This window comes from Nocardia sp. NPDC050799 (assembly GCF_040654015.1).
Classification (GTDB): Bacteria; Actinomycetota; Actinomycetes; order Mycobacteriales; family Mycobacteriaceae; genus Nocardia.
The window spans coordinates 59,955-77,170 of record NZ_JBFAHF010000026.1; the positions used below are offsets into that span (position 1 = coordinate 59,955).

Consider the following 17,216-nt stretch of genomic DNA (forward strand, 5'->3'; position numbering starts at 1 on the left):
CATACGATCCGGCGGTGCCGATAACCCGTGCAGACCTGACCGGTTACGTCGAGCGCGATCTCGACGCCGACCTGACGCGTTGGTTCCCCGACCGGCCGCGCGTCGAGATCCCCCGATCCGCGGTCCGGCCGGTCGAGCCGTTCCTGGAACGACTCGACCCCACCGCCGCCGCCGCGCTCGCCGGATTCGATCGCCGGGTGCGGTCCGGAACCATGCCGCAGTTCCTCGATATCCACGACTGGTCCTACGGGTTCGGTTTCGCCGCCAACGATTGCGGGTTGTGGGACAGCGATTACCGCACCGAACTCACCGATGACGACGTGTACACCCTCGGCGCCGACGGTGGCGGCAACCTGTACACGATGCTCACCAGTGGGCAGGTGGCGATCTGGTTCCACGAGGAGGAGATTCTCGAAGGCGGCACCCGCTTCGATGATCTGGACACCTTCGTGTGGTCGCAGGTGCGCTATCACGCGGTGCGGGCGGGAGAACTCGACCCGGAGCCGGTCGCGGACGACTTCCGTGCGCTCGGACAGGACGGCGCACTCGCCCCCGGGATCGGGCTGCTGGCCTCGCTGCGGCCGCTGCGTGGTCCCTCATGATCGACGAACCCGGTCGGTGACCCGCCCGTCGCACCCGGGTCAGGGGTCGGGGGATTGCAGCAACTGCAAGGTCCGTTTGGCGGCAACACTGAAGCGGCCCATACTGACCGAGGTCCGGCTGGTCACGACGAGCAACAGGGTGGTGCTGATCGGGAATACGCCGACGCAGCCCTGTTCGGCCTCGAAGATGGAACCCTGTAGCCGGCCGTGGGATACCAGCTGAGTGAAATGGTCGCCGATTCCCGCACCGGCCGCGGCCATCGCCGAGGCGCGGTCCGCGAGGGTATCGGCGGCGTCGTCGCCGGCCTCCTTGTTCGCGGCGATGAGGAGACCGTCGCGGCTGGTCATGATGGCGTGCTCGATGCCGTCGATCTCGTCGCACGCCTGCTGCAACAGGCGGCCCACGATCGCGGGGTCGCTGAGCAGCACATCCCGGCGTCCGGGGCCGCTGTTCATAGTCTGATCGCTTGTTCGACGCGACGGAGCTGGTGGCGGGCGAGGGCCAGGTTGGCACGGGAGCGGTCCAGCGCCAGATAGAGGAAGAGCTGCTCTTCGGCGTTGCGCGCCAGCGGCATGATGATGTGGTACTGGGCGTCGAGGGAAACGAGGATGTCCTGGACGGAGTCGTTCAATTGCAATGCCTCGATCGCGCGCAGCTTCGCGCGCAGGACCTCGGTGTTCACCGCGCCGGCGATATCGAGATCGAAAACGGAACTGCCGCCCTGTTTAGCCAGCAGCATTCCGCTGCCCGCATCGACGAGTGCGATACCGATCGCACCGTCCACGGCCATTCCCTCACGTAGCGCGTCGTCCAGATTCATGTGGAAACTCCTGGACCGGCGGAGCATTCTCGTCTCGAATGTCCGCGGCCTTCTGCATCGATAGGACGCCTTTCGGCCACGTTGCCGAAAGATGGGTGACGAATCGCCGAACAACGACGCGTGGTGAAAGGCTCCTGGTACCAATTGGGTTCGTGCCGCCGAGTGGATGTGACCGTCCTCGTCGGCAGCAACAGCCTAGCAACGAACAGGACCGCAATCTAGATCAACTTTTGAGCTTTTTTCCCACGTTGTGTAATCGAGATGGTCTGTGCGGCAGGTGTTGTGGCGAGCCGCCCCGAATCGCCGTTATACCGAGCCCCCTCCGGGAGTCGCACAGTAATATTCCCGCCGGGTGCAGGCGAATTCGACGCGAACCGTCCAGTCTTTTAATTGGTGCGTGTTCGGAGTCGGCGGTGATGGACTTCGCGGAATGTTTTTCCCACGGGACCCGCCGCGCCCACGGGTCCGGCGCAGTCGGCGGACCGGCGGGTGCGGCGCCCGGGATTACAGCACTGCCTTGAAAACCAAAGTGAGCACCGCGGCCAGCACGGCGAGAGCCACCGAGATCGCGCCCCAGGCCGGTCCGGTGCGCGCCCAGGGGCGGCCCGCGTCCACCGACAGCCGGCCGGGGCCGGTGAACGCGACCGCTGCCGCGACCACCGCGAAGAGCAGGCCCATCTCGTAGCCGCCGAGAAGTCCCTTGCCGAATCCGGTGTCGACGATGACGATTCCGGTGCCCAGTACCATTGCCGCCCCCAGGGGGGTGAACGCTCCGCAGGCCAGCAGCAGCCCACCGGTGAGTTCGCTGAGTCCGGCCAGGGTGCCGAACAGGGCGCCGGGGTCGAAGCCCATCTGCTCGAACCCGGCACTGTTGGCCGCGAGTCCCTCGCCGCCGAACCAGCCGAACAGCTTCTGTGCGCCGTGGGCGGCGAACAGCAGCCCGAAGGCCAGCCGCAGGATCAGCAGGCCGATATCGATGGCGAAGTCTTGGTCTCTGCTGGAAGCGTTTTCGGCGCGGTCGAGTGTCTGGCCGGCAGTCATCGGGAACCCCCTCGTTTTCTGTGGATGGTCTGCCGCGGCGTTCGGCAGGTCAAGATCGTCCCCCGCAAAGGTTACCCTACCCTTATTTTCTGTGGTGTTCTTCGCGGCGTTTCCGCCGGCCGTCCCGGTGCCGGCTCGACCCGGCCGTGTGGTCGTCGCGGTGCCCGCCGGTCCGGCCGGGCTGTGGGCCGCTGGTCGGCGAGTACGCTGGTCGGCACGGTGCTCCCCCGACAAGAGGAGTGCGTGACCATGGAGTGGTTACTGATCGCGGTGGCGGTCGTGCTGGTGGCGTCGATCCTGGTGTGGCGGTCCCGGCAGAACAGTCTGCGCGCGGCGACCGAATTGGCCGGTGCGCTCGCCGAGGCGCGCCAGGTCAACGAGCGCCTCGGCGGTCAGATCTACCACCTGTCCGGTAGCAACCCGGCCGCGCAGCAAGCGCTGGCCGACGCCGCGGAACGCCACACCGCGGCGGGCTCGCAGGTGGACCAGGCCAGGACCCCGGTCCAGGCCCGGCTGGCGAAGCAGACCGCGCTCGAGGGGCTCTACTACATCCGGGCCGCCCGGATGGCCATGGAAATGGATCCCGGACCCGCCGTACCCGAATTGGCGGGGCAGGCCGGCGCGGGTGAGGTCAGCGAAGACCGGGTGATCGACTTCGACAACCGCCGGATCGCCGCGTCCCCGCGTCCTTCGGCCGAGACGCCGAACTACTACCCGGGCGGGCGCGTCGCGGGCCGGCCGGTCCCGGCCGGCTGGTATTCCGAGCCCTGGTGGAAACCGGCCATGATCGCCGGTGTCTGGGGAGTGGGCTCGGCCCTGCTGTTCACCCCACTGTTCTCCGGGATGGCCGGCGTGGGTTACGGCGCCGAAGGTTTCGAACGGGGCTTCGGGGAGGGTTATGCGGACGGACTCGCCGCCGGAGATCAGACTACGGCGGACCGGGCGGCGACGCCGGCGGCCACAACGATTGGGGCGGCGACGGGGGCGGGTTCGACGGCGGCGGCTTCGATGGCGGTGGTTTCGACTTCTGACAGGTGCGCGGAGCGCGGTCGGACGACCTCATGATTCGCCGTCGCGCGCCGGTGCCGGCCTCGGGCGCGTGCCGGATCCGCTGTTCGCCGCTCCGGCGTAGCGGCGGGCAAGGCGGGCGAAGGCGGCGGTGAGTTCGGGTGGGCCCAGGACTTCGATATCGGCGTCGAATGCGCCGAGGGCACTGGCGAGTGCCGTCCACGACCACGAGCCGACGGCGACCCGGCATCGGTCGGGGCTCAGCGCCTCCACCACTCCGTCATGGATGAACGGTGCCACGTCGGCCGCGGCGAGGTGCAGGATCACCTCGCCGCGGCAGGGCCAGTCACCGGTCGCGTCCGTGCCGCGGAATCTGCTGATCAGAAATGTGGTGACATCACCTGTCGGGAGCGCGCGGGGAGCGAAGCGCGGGCCGGTGGGGGTACGCGGGTGGATCCGGTCGGCGCGGAAGGTGCGCCAGTCGGCGCGGTCGAGGTCCCAGGCGACGAGGTACCAGCGTCCACCCCAGGTGACGAGATGGTGGGCCTCTCCCCGGCGGGGCGGGATCGATGCCTGGTCGTCACCTGTCCGCGGTGCGGTGGCGGCGTAGTCGAAGCGCAGTACTTCGCCGTGGTGGACGGCGGCGCCCAGGGCGGTGAGGACGCCGGTGCGCACCTCCGGCGCGGGCCGGCACGCCGGTGGTGCGACGGTGGTGATCCGGAGGGTGTCGATGCGGTGGCGTAGGTGCGCGGGCAGCACCTGGCGGATCGTGTTCAGCGCGCGCGCCGCGGATTCCTCGATGCCGGCGCCCGCGGTGGTGGCGAGCTGCAGTGCGACGGTGAGGGCGACGGCCTGCTCGTCGTCGAACAGCAGCGGCGGGAGCCGGCTGCCGACGCCGAGCCGGTATCCGCCGTCCGGGCCCTTGGTGGTGACGATGGGATAGCCCAGCTCGCGCAGACGGTCGACATCGCGGCGTACGGTCCGCGCACTGACCTCCAGCCGCTCGGCCAACAGCGTTCCCGGCCAGTCCCGGCGTGCCTGTAACAGGGACAGCAGCGCCAGCAGCCGGGCAGAAGTTTTCGGCATTTTTTCATTCTGTCCGAAGTAGAGGACACAACCTGTCCGCTATCTCTGCGAATGTTGCTCCGGTAAGCCACCGAATCGAATCAGGAGCAACCGTGTCCCTCACCACCACCACCCACCTGAACTTCCGCGGCGACGCCCGCGCGGCGCTGGAGTTCTATCGGTCGGTGTTCGGCGGTCACCTCGCCGCCGTCACCCACAAAGACGCCGGCAGCGTTACCTCGGAGTCCGAGGCCGAACAGATCTCCTGGGGTCAGGTGCAGGCGAACAACGGGTTCCATGTGATGGCCTACGACGTTCCCTCGTCGATCGCCTACGACCCGGGCAAGAACGCCTTCTTCGTCTCGGTGCGCGGCGAGACCGTCGACGAGGTGACCGGGTACTGGGAAAAGCTCACCGCGGGTGCGACAGTCGTCGTCCCGCTGGGCCCGGCGGGCTGGGCGCCCGCCTACGGGATGCTGCAGGACCGTTTCGGTGTCGTCTGGGTTCTCGACGTCGTCAGCGAATACAATGGGTGACCCGGTGATGCTCGCCACCAAGTGCAACGGCCCGATGGGTGCGGACCCCAACCGCCGCAACAGCTCCCGGCACCGGATCGTCACCGCGGTCGAGGAGTCGCTGCGCCTCCCGGCGTTACGGCGGCGTCCGGCAGCCGAGCGCGCGGCGGCCTGACCGATGACCGTTCTGTCCGTCCGCGCGCTCAACCGGGCCACGCTCGCCCGGCAGTTCCTGCTGGACCGTGCCGATCTGCCGGTGTCCGATGCTGTCTCGCATCTGTGCGGATTGCAGGCCCAGGAACCGCAGGAACCGTTCGTCGGGCTGTGGTCGCGGCTCCGTGCCTTCGATCCGGCGCACCTCGACGAGCTGCTGACGACACGGCGGGTGGTGCGCACCCAGCTCATGCGCCGCACGGTCCATCTGGTCACCGCCGGCGACGCGCTGGCGTGGCGGGCCCGCCACGACGCCATGCTGCGCCAGAAGGTGATCGGGGTCTACCGCCGCGAGCTCACCGGAGTAGACCTCGATGAACTGGCGACGGCGGCCGGGGAATTGCTGGCCGACGGACGATCCCGCACCATGCCCGAACTCGGCCGGGAGCTCGCCGTGCGCTGGCCGGCCGCCGGGCCGCGGCCACTCGGTGAATTGGTGATCGCCGCTCTCGTCCCATCGGTGCAGCTGCCGCCACGCGGGTTGTGGCGCCGCACATCGGGCGCACGCACCGTGCCCCTTGCCGCCTGGCTGGGGCGCGAGGTCGACCCGCACGCCCCGGACGGCACCGATCCGGTCGGAAAAGCGCTGGTGCGGCGCTATCTCGCCGCGTTCGGGCCCGCCTCGGTGGCCGATCTGCGCGCGTGGTGCGGCCTCGCCGGGCTTCCCGCCGCGGTGGCCGCGGTCCGCGACGAACTGCTCACCTTCCGAGACGAGCAGGGCCGCGAACTGCTCGACCTCCCGGACGCACCACGCCCCGATCCGGACACGCCTGCCCCGGTGCGGTTCCTGCCCGCGTTCGACAACGCGATCCTCGGCTACCACGACCGCAGCCGGGTCATCGACCATGCCCACCGCGGCCTCTCGGTCGCCGGTGAACGGGTGGTGCTGGTCGACGGCCGGGTCGCGGCGACCTGGACCTGCCGTGCCGACGCCCTGACCGTCACGCCGCTGCGCCGTCTCTCCCGGGCCGAACGCACCGCGGTCGCCGAACAAGGACGGGAAATGGCGTCGTTTCTCACCGACGACAACAGCCATCCGGTACAGGTGGCGGCATCCGGTGAGAGCGCCGGGGGCGGTGGCACCCGAGGCGGTCACCGGCCGGCCACACCCGCCGCCCCGAGTTGAAAGCGGCCGCCCGACAGGCCGCCCGACCTCGCGGCACAGTGGACCGGATTCCCGTGGCAGTAACGTGGAGCCGCTGCCGGCCGAAACTCTTTCCGAAAGGAGTCCTTATGAAACAGAAAATACTTACCGCCGCACGCGTTGCGGCCGCCGGTGTTTCGGGCCTGGCCTTCGTCGCGGTCGTCGGTTCCGGCACAGCGGCCGCGGCGCCGCAGGATTGCGTCGTCGAACGAGACCTGTTCGGCGCGTCGGCGACCTGCGGTCCGGACGGAGGCAGCAACTACGTCCTGCACGTCGATTGTGTCGGCCTCTACGCCAGTGGACCGTTCCCGCTGTACGCCGTCGGTCCCTACGCGGCGATCAGCTATCCCTTCACGCCGGCGGGCCAGCGCGTCACCACGGGCTGTACGGGAATGGGTCCCGGCGTCGTCGCGGTGGCGACCAACGCCTATGTCGAGGTTTATCGAGGCTAGCGGAGGGGCCGGGTCCCGCGTCGCGGCGGGACCGTGCGGTGCGGGATCCTGTGTGCGGGAAGACCGATGGGGTGACACGACCGCCGCTGTGTACCAAGCTTGAAGGGTTTGGATCATGCGGGAGGAGAGTCGTCGTGGCTTCTCGATACACATCGGCGCTCGAGCGGAGAATCGCGGATATGCGCGCGCAACGGGACACTCGGGTGCACGCGGACAGGCCCTGGTCGTTACAGGAACTGTTCAGCACGCCCGACTGCGATATCGCAGAGTACAGCAGGGAGTTCAGGCCGAGTCGATTCGGCGCGCAATCCTGCGCAGAGGTGGAGGAATATTGCCGCGTCCAGGGCATCTGGCTGGAGCCGGGCGGCGCGCACTACAACAGTATGACGCCGTATCTACATCCCGGTCCGATCAGCGCGGACCGGCTGACCACCATCGGCCTGTTCAACGCGATCCTGTTCTGGCTCAACGACACTGTGGGCCGGGAGAAGTTCGGGCATCTGTCCAGAGGTGAACAACACCGGGCGCGAACCGAACTCGACCGGCTGTGCCGCCTGCTCGAAACACGAACCGCGCCGGAGGACGCCGCGCCGATCGAAATGGCGACGATCGAGTTCCTCTCCCGGCTGCACACTCAGGACGCGGATCCGCAGTGGCTCGATCTGTTCCTGGAGTCGACCGTCGAGCATCTGCGCACCGCGATCCGGGACCAGAACGCCCGGTCCCGCCGTGACCTGCTGACCACGGACGAATACATCGATCTCCGGGCCCAGGTGTCGGGCATGTTCCCGGCCATCGCCCTGTGCGAATTCGGGCGGGACAGCTATCTCGACCGGGAGCGATTGGCCGCCGCGGGGCTGGCGGACGATGTGCGCCGATTACAGGTGGTGACGGCAGAGATCGGTGCCCTGATGAACGATATGTTCTCCTTCGAGAAGGAGTGCATAGTCGATCGCTCCGATTTCAATCTGATACCGGTGTGCTTCCTGAACGACCCGCAGGCGACGCTGTCCGATGCCGTGCACGCCGCCGCCGGCGTGGTCCGCGACCGGCTCACCGAGTTCCGCGGGTTGCACGCCGCACTTACGGCGCGCTGCTCCGGACCCGATATCGACAGCGGCCTGGCGGGGCCGGTCCGGACCCATCTCGCCGACCTGCACGGCTGTGTCCAGGCCACCTGGGTGTGGCAACTGATGACGACCCGGTACAAGGGCGTCGGCATATTCGCCGAGAACAACCTCCGGCCGAGTAGCAACGACGCGGCCTGATAGGGAAGGATGGCCTCAGTCGGGGTGGTGGTGCCCGGCCGGGGTGACGTAGTAGCTGCGGTGGTGTCGGGCAGTGGATGAACGAAGGGGTGTGATGGACGGGTCGGGGCACGATGAACTGGTCCGCTCGTGGTCTCGAGCACTGCGGGCGCCCGGCGACTCCGCCCCGTCCGACCCGGCTGCCGACCAGTTCCTGTACTGGCTGGTCGACGACCTGGCGAAAGCCCTCACCTCGACCCAGTTCGACGCCACCGCGGGGGCCCGAGTCGGTGCGGCCCTGGCCACCGTGGAGGTGGGTGTCGACGATGTACCGGCCGTTTCGGCGCCGATCCTGTGGGGTCTCGTCGAGCCGGATGCCGGTCCGGCCGCCGTGACGCGGATGTCGATACTCCTCACCAAACTGGGCGAGGGGTACGGAACACACCGGCAGCAGCGGTTCGCCGCCCACCACGCCGAACAGGTCGAGCCGACCCGGCAGTCGGACGCGCGTTACCGGGTGGTGTTCGAGAACGCGGCGGTGGCAATCGCTGTGGGCGACACCAACGGCGTTCTGCTCGACGCCAACCAGAAGCTCGCCGATATGATCGGCGTCCCGGTCGACGAACTCCGTGGTATCTCGGTCTACGAATTCGCCCACCCCGAGGACCGGGAGCGTATTCGTAGACTGGTTTACGAAAAGCTGGTGCCCAAGCGCGGGGGCACGGTGAAACTGGAACAGCAGATCGGCCGCGTCGACGGCAGCTACGGATGGGCGTCCTTCTCCATCACCTTCGTCGAGGGTGCGGCGGGCCACCCGAACTACCTGCTGGCGGTGGGCGAGGACGTCACCGAACAGCACCGCATGCGCCAGGAACTACACCGCCAGGCCCGGCACGACCCACTCACCGGCCTACCCAACCGACGTCAATTGCTGGAGCGGCTCGACACCGTGATGAACGAGGCGGGGGGTCACGAACAGATCGGTTTGTGCTTCGTGGACCTGGACCGCTTCAAACACATCAACGACCGATACGGCCACGGCACCGGCGACCGGGTGCTCACCGCGGTCGCCGACCGGCTGCACACCAGTGTGCAGGACATGGATTGCCTGGTGGCCCGGATCGGCGGGGACGAATTCGTCGCACTCGTGCCGCCGCCGGTCGATGCCTGGAAGATGGGCCGGGTGGCGGACAGCCTGCTGGGCGCCCTGACCGATCCGGTGACCACCAGCAGCCACCGGGTGCAGGTTTCGGCCAGTATCGGCGCCGTGCTGACCACTGTGCAGAGTGGCCAGGCCGAAACCCTGATCGACGCCGCCGATACAGGTCTCTACCGCGCCAAGAACAACGGTAAGGCGCAGTGGGTACTGCACATGCTCGCCGACGGCGTGGTCACCGAGGCCGAGCCCTACCTCGATCCGGATCAACTGAACCGGTACATCCCCACCGAGGACCTGCCGGATTCCGACTCCTGACCTCGGTGGCCGAGCCGGGCCGCGTCGGGCTCGTGGTGTTGCGGCGTCCGAGAAAGCGGAGGAGAAGTCGAGCGCGCTCTCGGCCCCGACCCGAGGCACCCCCGTATGCCCGCCCGCGTCGGCGTGCGGAGATTTCGTCGCGGAGCCCGGATCTAGCTCGATCGTGAGGACGGCATCACGACCGGCCGCGCGGACGCCGGTTTCCGGCGGCGGAATCTGCGCATCGCGCGCCAGGCGATGAACAGCAACGCCCCCAGCATGATCGGCACCAGAATCGGCAGCACTATCGCCAGGGCGACCAGGACAAAGGCCAGCACATCCTCGACGACCGATATCACTGGATTCGCGATGCCGCCCGTCGTGGCGGTACCGGCCGCGCGGACCCCGGTCTGGGTCGCGCTGAAGGTGAGTGCGGTGGGGGCGCCGACAATGATTCCCGCGATCGCCGCGGTGGCCGGATCCGCCGCCTCGAACACCGACCCGGCGGCTATCGCTCCCGCGATGGGGCCGCTGATATTGCCGATGAGCGACAAGGCATTGTCGACGAACGGGATGAGATCGGCCAAAATCTCGGCAGCGGCCGCGACCGACAACGCGAGCAGCGCCCCGGTCGAGCCGATCCAGGCGAAGGACTCGTTGAGATCCAGGCCGAGCACACCGAAATGCGCGGCAGCGCTGAGCATCAGCAACGGCAGGAAGGCGCGGAACCCACAGGCGGCCGCGAGTCCCAACCCCAGGAAGGCGGGAAGTACCCAGCTACTCATGATGGCGAGTGTAAGTGCCCGAGCGGGCGGGAACCCGCGGCTCTACGGTCGGATGGTGAGCGAGGAACGACTGCTGGACCTGTGCGATGTGTACCAGGTGGATGCCCGCCACGTCGTGCCCGGACCACGCACCGTCGCGGGCGGTCTCGGCATAATCCGCTGGTTCGGTCTCGATATCGACCAGCCGCGGCCGGTCGGGCGGCGCAAGATACCGGGTGGCACGGTGCAGGTCGTGTTCGCGCTGGACGGCACATTCGCCGGGCTGTCGCGGTGTCCCCTCCGGACGCGGACCGGGCACACCGTGTCGCTCCCTCATCGAGCGACACGGTATGCCCGGCATTCCGTGGCCGCGCTTCACACCCGGTCGGGTCCGGCGCCAGGGGGCGCCCCTGGAACTCCGCCCAACCTCGCGCACGCTTCGCATGCGGCCGCGGGGTGCTCGCCGGCACTCATCCGACGGTGTCCGCGCAGATCTGCAGTGCTTCGGCGAAGCGGGTGTCGACGAGCCGGGTGATATCGAGCGGCTCCGCGTATTCGAGTTCGCCACGGGTCATGGAGAATTGCTGGAAGGTTTCGGCGAACTGCGCGGCCCCGTCCATCCCGAACTCGGGATCGAAGGTGAGCGGGGCGGCGTTGCGGATCGTGTTCTCGTCGGTTTCCTGTGCCGCGGCCAGTAGTGCCACCGTCTCGGGGTCCTTGCGGTAGTCGCCGCTCAGGTACTGCTCGGTGACTTTCCGCAGCACCTGCAGGAATTTGACCGTGACCTCGGGCCGGTCGAGCAGTCCGGGGCCCGCGAGAATGGACGTACCGGTCACGCCGGGTTCATATCCGGCCACGGGGACGAGTTCGGGGTGCTGGGCCGCTTGGACTTCGAGGGGCGCGGAGACCCACGCGAGGTCGACCGATCCGTTGATGAGCCCGGTCAGCGCGTCGGGCCCGACGAGCGGCGCGGTGAGGTTCACATCCTCGATCCCGAGACCCACCGTCGACAGGGCATTGTCGAGGATCAGGCCGCTGATACCGCCACCGCCGGTCGGTGTACTGACCCGGGCGCCCCGCAGGGCCGCGAGATTCGGGTCGGTGGCGGATCCGACGAGGTCGGCGCGAGCCCAGTAACCGGCGACGGGTTGTCCCTGCGGGATCTCCTGTTGCAGGTCCATCGGGGCGATCCATTTGATGGCCACCCCGGAATTCACGGTGTTGAAATGCGCGGCCGACAGCGAGGAGATCTGCGCATCGAGTTCGCCGCGGGCGACCAGCGGGATGGCTTCGGCGCTCTTGAGCGGTTCCGTCGTCACCTCCAGGCCGGTGCCGGCGAATGCATCGGTTTCCAGAGCGAGGAGCAGCGGTGCGAAAACAGCCAGCGGCGAGCTCATCGACATGGTGATCTTTCCGGCGGTGTCCGGGGTAGGGCACATGGCGTCTGCCGGTGTGCTGTCACTGGCTGTGCTTCCGGTGGGGGTGGCACAGCCGGCGAGGACGCCGCAGACCAGGACGGCGCTCGTGGCGCCGGTGAGCACACGGCGTAGAGCTCGCTTCTTCACCTCGGGACTCCTTCGAAACCAAGTGCCGCGGGCGGCCGCCACGCTGATTTGCACCGGCGGAATTCGATTCCGCTGAAGGTAACAATGTGACGCCACTCACTCGATGTCAAGACCTCGGGGCGGAAAAATTCCGCTGAGCATATCTGTATTCCGCTGAACAGAATCTCTGTGTTAGCCTCCGCTGTGTGTTGACAACCGGAGCGTGGCAGTGACCGCGGTACGAGCGGCGGTGTGGGACGGCCGGGCTTTCCGGCATATCGACGACCTCGAGGTACGCGCACCGCAGCGCGGCGAGGTGGCGGTCGATATCGACACCGCGGGTCTGTGCCACAGCGATCTGAACCCCGTCGACGGCGTGATCGAGCAGCCGCTGCCGGTGGTGCTCGGCCACGAGGCCGTCGGAGTGGTGAGCGCCGTGGGCCCGGGTGCGTCGCTACCTCTCGGGGCGCGTGTGGTGCTGTCGGTCCTGCGCGGCTGCGGTGTGTGCCGGGCCTGCCGGGCCGGCCGGCCGACGGTGTGCCGGGCCTCGGGCACCCCGATCACCGCGCCGTTCACCTGGCGCGGCCGCCCGGTCCACCAGTTCGTCCGCACCGGCGCCTTCGCGGCCCGCACGGTCGTGGCCGAACGCCAGGCGGTGCCGATTCCGGTCCCGATCGACGCGCCGATCGCGGCCATGCTCGGATGCGCCTCGGTGACCGGCTTCGGCGCCGTCGAGGAACGGGCGCGGGTGGCCCCGGGCGATCGGGTCCTGGTGACCGGAGCGGGTGGTATCGGATTGAACGCGGTCGTCGCGGCCCGGGCCGCCGGCGCCGAGCGGATCCTGGTCGTCGACCGGAACCCGGCCAAGGAAGCGGTCGCGCGGCGGTGCGGCGCCACCGACTTCGCGGTGACCGGCGACGCCGCAGAGATCAGGGACGCCGCCGCGGCCGTGGCGGCCGATGGTTTCGATGCCGCCATCGAATGCGTCGGGCGGCCGGAGATCCTGGCGGCCGCGGTGGAGTCGCTGGGATGGGGTGGCCGCTGTGTGATCGTCGGGCTCCCCGACGCCGCCGCGATCGCCGGTATACGGCCCCGGGCGCTGTTCCACGACAAGGCGTTGCTGGGCTGCCGGATGGGCTCGGTGGATCCGGCCACCGCGCTGCCGCGGCTGGCCCGGCGGGTATATGAGGGCGAGATAGATCTCTCTCCGCTGATCAGCAAGGTCCTACCGTTGCGCGACCTCGGAGAACTGGTCGACGACCTGCGGGCGGGTGGACTCGACCGGGGATTCGTCGAGATGGAGAGTGAGGGCCGGCGATGAGTGATTCGAGTACCGGCGTCGTTGCCGCCCTGGTGGGCGGAGACGTGGTCACCACCTCCGGGACCTACACGATCGACAACCCCTACACGGAAGCGCCCCTCGCCGAGATCGCCGATTGCGGTGTCGCGGAAGCGGACGCGGCGGTCGAGGCGGCCCGTACGGCGCAGCCCGGGTGGGCGGCGGCACCGCTCGAACGACGGCGCGCGGTGCTCGATACCGCCGCCGAGACGCTGGAGCGGGAGCGTGATCTGCTGGTCGACCTCGCGATCCGGGATACCGGCGCCCCCTGCGCGGTCGCCGCGGACCTCCAGGTGGACGCGGCCATCGCCCGGCTGCGCGCGTGGGCGCGCCGCGATGAGCGGACGCTGGCCATGGCCGGCCCGGCTCCGGCGGCCGGCCTGACGGGCAGTGTCCGGCGCATCCCGGTCGGGGTCGTCGCCTGTATCTCTCCGTACAACTTTCCGCTGCTCGCCATGATCGGCAAGGTGGCGCCCGCGTTGTTCGCGGGAAATGCCGTCGTGCTGAAACCCGCCCCCCAGGACCCTCTCCTCGTGCATCGACTGGCCCTCGCCCTGGCCGACGCCCTGCGTGCGCACGGAGCTCCCGCGGGAGCCGTGAATCTCGTGACCGGTGCCGGTGCGCAGGCGGGTGCGGCACTGGTGGACAACCCGGATGTCGGGGCCGTCAGCTTCACCGGCAGTACCGCGGTGGGGGAACAGATCTATCGATCCGCGGCGCCGAGTACGAAACGGCTGCTGCTCGAACTCGGCGGCAAGGGCGCCATGATCGTGCGCGCCGACGCGGATCTGGACGCGGTCGTGCGCAGTGCGACCCGGACCTGGACGGTCCAGGCGGGACAGGTCTGCCTGACCACCGCGCGGGTCCTGGTAGATCACCGCATCCACGACGAACTCGTGGCGCTCCTGACGAATCGGCTGGCCGCGCTGCGATACGGCGATCCGGCCGAGCCCACCACCGATATCACCCCGCTGATCAGCGACCGGCAACGCCGGCATGTGGCGGCGCTGGTGGCCGCGGCGCGCGCCGAAGGATCCACCGTGGTGCAGGCGCCGGGCGCCCCGGAACAGGGGTGGTTCCACCCCGCCACCCTGCTCACCGAGTGCGCACCGCAACACACCGCGATGCAGGAGGAAGCGTTCGGGCCGCTGCTCTGCGTGATGCGCACGGCCGACGACGAGGAGGCCGTCGCCGCGGCCAACGCCACCAGCTTCGGCCTGTCCAATTATGTCTTCACCCGCGACCGTACGGCGGCCGAGCGGATCGCCGGACAGCTGCGTTCGGCCCAGGTCGGTATCAATACGGTCGCCCGCCACCCCGACCTGCCCTTCGGCGGGCTGGGAGCCAGCGGTCTCGGCCGCAGCGGCGGCACCTACGCCCTCGATGTCTATACCGATTGCCAGGCGGTCGCCACCGCGGAAGGGACTGTGGAATGAACCAGGATGCGGAATCGGAGGTCCTCGCCACAGTGGTCGACGGTGTCCTCGTGCTGACCCTGAACCGTCCCGCGGCGAAGAACGCCATGACCCGGGCGATGGCCCAGCGGATCGCGGCGGAACTGGACCGGCTGGACGCGCGCGAGGATCTCGCCGCCGCGGTACTGACCGGTGCCGGCGACAGTTTCTGTGCGGGAATGGATCTCAAAGGATTCCTGCGCGGCGAACGTCCGAGCATTCCCGGTCGCGGCTTCGGCGGACTCACCGAGACGCCGCCGCGGAAACCGCTGATCGCGGCGGTGGAGGGCTGGGCCCTGGCCGGGGGTTTCGAACTCGTCCTCGCCTGCGACCTGGTGGTGGCGGCCGAGACCGCGAGGTTCGGGATCCCCGAGGTCACACGCGGTCTCGTCGCCGCGGCGGGCGGACTGCTGCGGCTCCCCGACCGGATGCCCGAGGTGATCGCCGCGGAGCTGGCGCTCACCGGGGAACCGATCGACGCGGCCCGCCTGTACGCGCTGGGGTTCGTGAACCGGCTCACCGAGGCCGGCGGCGCGCGGGACGCGGCGCTGGATCTCGCGCGCCGGATCGCGGCCAACGGGCCCCTCGCCGTGGCCACCAGTAAGCGGATCCTGGTGGAGTCGCGTGGCTGGCCGCATACCGAGCGGTTCGCGCGGCAGCGACCCCACGTCGACGAGGTGTTCGCCTCGGCGGACGCGCAGGAGGGCGCGCGGGCATTCGCGGAGAAACGCGCACCGCGATGGTCGGGCCGCTGATCTGGGCTACGGTCCGGGTGTGGAGCTCTATCAGCTGAGGTATTTCCTCGCGGTCCGCGACGGTGGTAGCACCATGGCCGCCGCGGCACGCCTGGGCGTGGGGCAGTCGAGTGTCTCGACGGCCGTGCGCGGCCTCGAACGGGAGCTGGGTGCCCGGCTGTTCCACCGGGTCGGCCGGGGTATGTTCCCGACCCCGGCCGGGCACGCGCTGGTCGGCCCGGCCCGCCGGATCGTGCGCGAGTGCGACCAGTCGATCGAGGCAGCGGCGGACCCGGGCCGGCGGGTGTCGGGCCGGCTGGAGATCGCCGCGCTCTCGACCGCGGTGAGCGGGCCCCTGGCCGAGTTGATCGCGAAGTGGCTCACCGATACCACGGGGGCCGGGGTGCACGTCCACGATCTCGCCCGGGAGGAAGCGGTCGTCGAGGCCCTGACCGGCGGGTCCATCGAAATCGTCTGTACCCGCGTCCCGCTCGCGGTTCCCCCGGCCGGCGCCCTTCGGGTGCTGCCCCTGGGGCCCGGGGATCTGCACGTGGCCTTCCCACCGGGCGCCGCGGCCCCGCCGGACCGTGTCCTCGACCTCGACGATCTCGCCGCCGTCCCCATGGTGCTCGTTCCGCCCGGCCGCCGCTCCGACTTCGAGCGGGAGACGGCCCGGCAGCCGCTGGAGGTCGCCGCGGTGGTGGAACAGCGCGAGGCGCGAACCTCGCTGATGCTCGGGGGAGTCGGCGCGACGATCGTCGGCCCGGCGCTCGCGCGGACCGCGCGCGCGGGCGGTGCGCACGTCCGGCGATTGGCCCCTCGCTTCCGTGAGGAGATGGGGCTGGTTTTCGACCCGGATCAGCTCAGCTCCGTTGCCCGGTCATTCGTCGACACCGCGGTCGAATACGTCGGCCGCGGCGGCCAGCAGCGCATCGCCCGCGGGTGAGAGGGCGCCCGGGCGCCACACCAGGCCCGGGGTCCGCCACAGCGGCGGTTCCAGCGGCCGCACGGCCGCACCCGGCAGCACCTGTCCGGCGCTGCGCCGGCCCATCACCGTCGACACCACGCCCGCCGCGACGACCTCCCAGAGCAACTGGCGGTGGGCGGTGCGCACCCGGGCGCGTGACGCCGTGGCCGCGAGCAGGGCCCCCAGTTCGGATGAGGCGTCCAGATCCACCGTCGCCACCCCGAGGTCGAACGCGCCCAGGCTTTCGCGCGCGACCGATTCGCCGTCCCGGCCGTGCGCCGCGGTCACGAGGACGACTTCTTCCCGGGGCAGTGGGCGCACCGCCCACCGGGGGTCTTCCACCGGAAGATCGAGGACACCGATCTCCGCGGTGTTGCGCTGGATACTGTCGAGCACATCGGGCCCGGTACCGGCATTGCGGACATGGACCTCGAGGCCGGGATGCCGGCGCCGCAGCGCGGCCACGATCGGCGTGAGCGGGTACACCGACAATGTTGATGCGGTGGTGACCACGAGACGGCCGACGGACAGGTTCGTGACCCGGTGCACCCGCTCCCGGGCGTTGTCGACTTCCGCGAGGACACGGCGAGCCACCTCGGCCATCTCCAGTCCGGCGGTCGTCGGGACCGCCGCCGGGCCGGACCGGTCGAGCAAACGCACCCCGGCTTCCGCTTCCAGCCGGCGGATCGTCTGCGACAGCGACGGCTGGCTGATGTACAGCGCCGCCGCGCCTTTGGTCACGCCGCCGTGTTCGACGACCGCCAGGAAATAGCGGAGCGACCGGAGATCCATACCGTCACGGTAACCCGCCATAGGTTTCGCCGATGGATGCTCCCGGAACTACGTCTTTGCC

19 protein-coding genes and 1 pseudogene are annotated in these 17,216 nt (G+C 69.5%); 12 read left to right on the forward strand and 8 right to left on the reverse strand.

The genetic code is table 11. The features are described 5' to 3' along the window. Nucleotides 1–14 precede the first annotated feature (14 nt). Nucleotides 15–602 carry a hypothetical protein gene (locus AB0H42_RS24570; protein ID WP_357059698.1) on the forward strand — a complete coding sequence of 196 codons (588 nt, stop codon included), beginning with the start codon at nucleotides 15–17 and terminating at the stop codon, nucleotides 600–602. A gap of 39 nt (nucleotides 603–641) precedes the next feature. On the opposite strand, the gene AB0H42_RS24575 is transcribed toward AB0H42_RS24570, so the two are convergent. The 3 genes from AB0H42_RS24575 to AB0H42_RS24585 form a co-directional block, all read right to left on the reverse strand. Next, on the reverse strand, nucleotides 642–1,058 hold the full coding sequence (locus AB0H42_RS24575) for a roadblock/LC7 domain-containing protein (RefSeq protein ID WP_051714450.1): 417 nt from the start codon (nucleotides 1,056–1,058) through the stop codon (nucleotides 642–644). Further along, on the reverse strand, nucleotides 1,055–1,423 hold the full coding sequence (locus tag AB0H42_RS24580; protein ID WP_357059701.1) for a hypothetical protein: 369 nt from the start codon (nucleotides 1,421–1,423) through the stop codon (nucleotides 1,055–1,057). Before AB0H42_RS24580 ends, AB0H42_RS24575 begins: the two co-directional genes overlap by 4 nt. Nucleotides 1,424–1,927: 504 nt before the next feature. Continuing rightward, nucleotides 1,928–2,464 carry a DoxX family protein gene (locus AB0H42_RS24585; RefSeq protein ID WP_357059703.1) on the reverse strand — a complete coding sequence of 179 codons (537 nt, stop codon included), beginning with the start codon at nucleotides 2,462–2,464 and terminating at the stop codon, nucleotides 1,928–1,930. Between the two features lie 249 nt (nucleotides 2,465–2,713). Here AB0H42_RS24585 and AB0H42_RS24590 point away from each other — a divergent pair. After that, nucleotides 2,714–3,495, forward strand: a pseudogene (locus tag AB0H42_RS24590) (DUF1542 domain-containing protein). Between the two features lie 28 nt (nucleotides 3,496–3,523). Here the strand turns inward: AB0H42_RS24590 and AB0H42_RS24595 are convergent. Beyond that, the gene (locus tag AB0H42_RS24595; RefSeq protein WP_357059706.1) at nucleotides 3,524–4,558 is read right to left on the reverse strand and encodes a WYL domain-containing protein; all 1,035 of its coding nucleotides are present in this window, start codon (nucleotides 4,556–4,558) and stop codon (nucleotides 3,524–3,526) included. Between the two features lie 92 nt (nucleotides 4,559–4,650). Between AB0H42_RS24595 and AB0H42_RS24600 the strand changes: the two genes are divergently transcribed. The 6 genes from AB0H42_RS24600 to AB0H42_RS24625 all read left to right on the forward strand — a co-directional run bounded on the left by AB0H42_RS24600 (nucleotide 4,651) and on the right by AB0H42_RS24625 (nucleotide 9,582). Beyond that, nucleotides 4,651–5,073, forward strand: a complete 423-nt coding sequence (locus tag AB0H42_RS24600; RefSeq protein WP_357059708.1) for a VOC family protein — start codon at nucleotides 4,651–4,653, stop codon at nucleotides 5,071–5,073. Between the two features lie 7 nt (nucleotides 5,074–5,080). Beyond that, entirely contained in the window at nucleotides 5,081–5,227 is a 147-nt protein-coding gene (locus AB0H42_RS24605; protein WP_357059711.1) for a hypothetical protein, read from the forward strand. Nucleotides 5,228–5,230: 3 nt separating this feature from the next. Next, entirely contained in the window at nucleotides 5,231–6,391 is a 1,161-nt protein-coding gene (locus AB0H42_RS24610; protein WP_357059714.1) for a winged helix DNA-binding domain-containing protein, read from the forward strand. A gap of 107 nt (nucleotides 6,392–6,498) precedes the next feature. Then, nucleotides 6,499–6,861: a hypothetical protein gene (locus AB0H42_RS24615; protein WP_357059717.1), complete on the forward strand. Its 363-nt coding sequence runs from the start codon at nucleotides 6,499–6,501 to the stop codon at nucleotides 6,859–6,861. A 134-nt stretch (nucleotides 6,862–6,995) separates the two neighbouring features. Continuing rightward, nucleotides 6,996–8,129 (forward strand): terpene synthase family protein, encoded by a 1,134-nt coding sequence (locus tag AB0H42_RS24620; protein ID WP_357059720.1) that lies wholly within the window; start codon nucleotides 6,996–6,998, stop codon nucleotides 8,127–8,129. A 73-nt stretch (nucleotides 8,130–8,202) separates the two neighbouring features. Beyond that, nucleotides 8,203–9,582 (forward strand): diguanylate cyclase, encoded by a 1,380-nt coding sequence (locus tag AB0H42_RS24625; protein ID WP_357059722.1) that lies wholly within the window; start codon nucleotides 8,203–8,205, stop codon nucleotides 9,580–9,582. A 152-nt stretch (nucleotides 9,583–9,734) separates the two neighbouring features. On the opposite strand, the gene AB0H42_RS24630 is transcribed toward AB0H42_RS24625, so the two are convergent. The 3 genes from AB0H42_RS24630 to AB0H42_RS24640 all read right to left on the reverse strand — a co-directional run bounded on the left by AB0H42_RS24630 (nucleotide 9,735) and on the right by AB0H42_RS24640 (nucleotide 11,890). After that, nucleotides 9,735–10,346, reverse strand: coding sequence for a DUF4126 domain-containing protein (locus AB0H42_RS24630; protein ID WP_357059725.1), 612 nt, complete (start codon nucleotides 10,344–10,346; stop codon nucleotides 9,735–9,737). Further along, nucleotides 10,339–10,662, reverse strand: a complete 324-nt coding sequence (locus tag AB0H42_RS24635) for a hypothetical protein (RefSeq protein ID WP_357059727.1) — start codon at nucleotides 10,660–10,662, stop codon at nucleotides 10,339–10,341. Before AB0H42_RS24635 ends, AB0H42_RS24630 begins: the two co-directional genes overlap by 8 nt. Nucleotides 10,663–10,795: 133 nt before the next feature. Beyond that, the gene (locus AB0H42_RS24640; protein ID WP_357059730.1) at nucleotides 10,796–11,890 is read right to left on the reverse strand and encodes a hypothetical protein; all 1,095 of its coding nucleotides are present in this window, start codon (nucleotides 11,888–11,890) and stop codon (nucleotides 10,796–10,798) included. 208 nt (nucleotides 11,891–12,098) lie between these two features. On the opposite strand from AB0H42_RS24640, the gene AB0H42_RS24645 reads away from it, so the two are divergent. The 4 genes from AB0H42_RS24645 to AB0H42_RS24660 are packed head-to-tail and all read left to right on the forward strand — an operon-like array spanning nucleotide 12,099 to nucleotide 16,342. Beyond that, nucleotides 12,099–13,190 carry an alcohol dehydrogenase catalytic domain-containing protein gene (locus AB0H42_RS24645; protein WP_357059733.1) on the forward strand — a complete coding sequence of 364 codons (1,092 nt, stop codon included), beginning with the start codon at nucleotides 12,099–12,101 and terminating at the stop codon, nucleotides 13,188–13,190. Next, complete coding sequence (locus AB0H42_RS24650; protein ID WP_357059735.1) at nucleotides 13,187–14,644, forward strand: aldehyde dehydrogenase family protein; 1,458 nt, start codon at nucleotides 13,187–13,189, stop codon at nucleotides 14,642–14,644. Before AB0H42_RS24645 ends, AB0H42_RS24650 begins: the two co-directional genes overlap by 4 nt. Next, entirely contained in the window at nucleotides 14,641–15,417 is a 777-nt protein-coding gene (locus AB0H42_RS24655) for a crotonase/enoyl-CoA hydratase family protein (protein ID WP_357059738.1), read from the forward strand. The genes AB0H42_RS24650 and AB0H42_RS24655 overlap by 4 nt, the downstream gene beginning before the upstream one ends. Nucleotides 15,418–15,436: 19 nt before the next feature. Continuing rightward, a complete protein-coding gene (locus tag AB0H42_RS24660) occupies nucleotides 15,437–16,342 on the forward strand; it encodes a LysR family transcriptional regulator (protein WP_357059740.1) in 906 nt (301 codons plus the stop codon). On the opposite strand, the gene AB0H42_RS24665 is transcribed toward AB0H42_RS24660, so the two are convergent. Next, a complete protein-coding gene (locus AB0H42_RS24665; RefSeq protein ID WP_357059742.1) occupies nucleotides 16,277–17,155 on the reverse strand; it encodes a LysR substrate-binding domain-containing protein in 879 nt (292 codons plus the stop codon). The two genes, AB0H42_RS24660 and AB0H42_RS24665, sit on opposite strands and share 66 nt — an antisense overlap. Nucleotides 17,156–17,216: the final 61 nt, after the last annotated feature.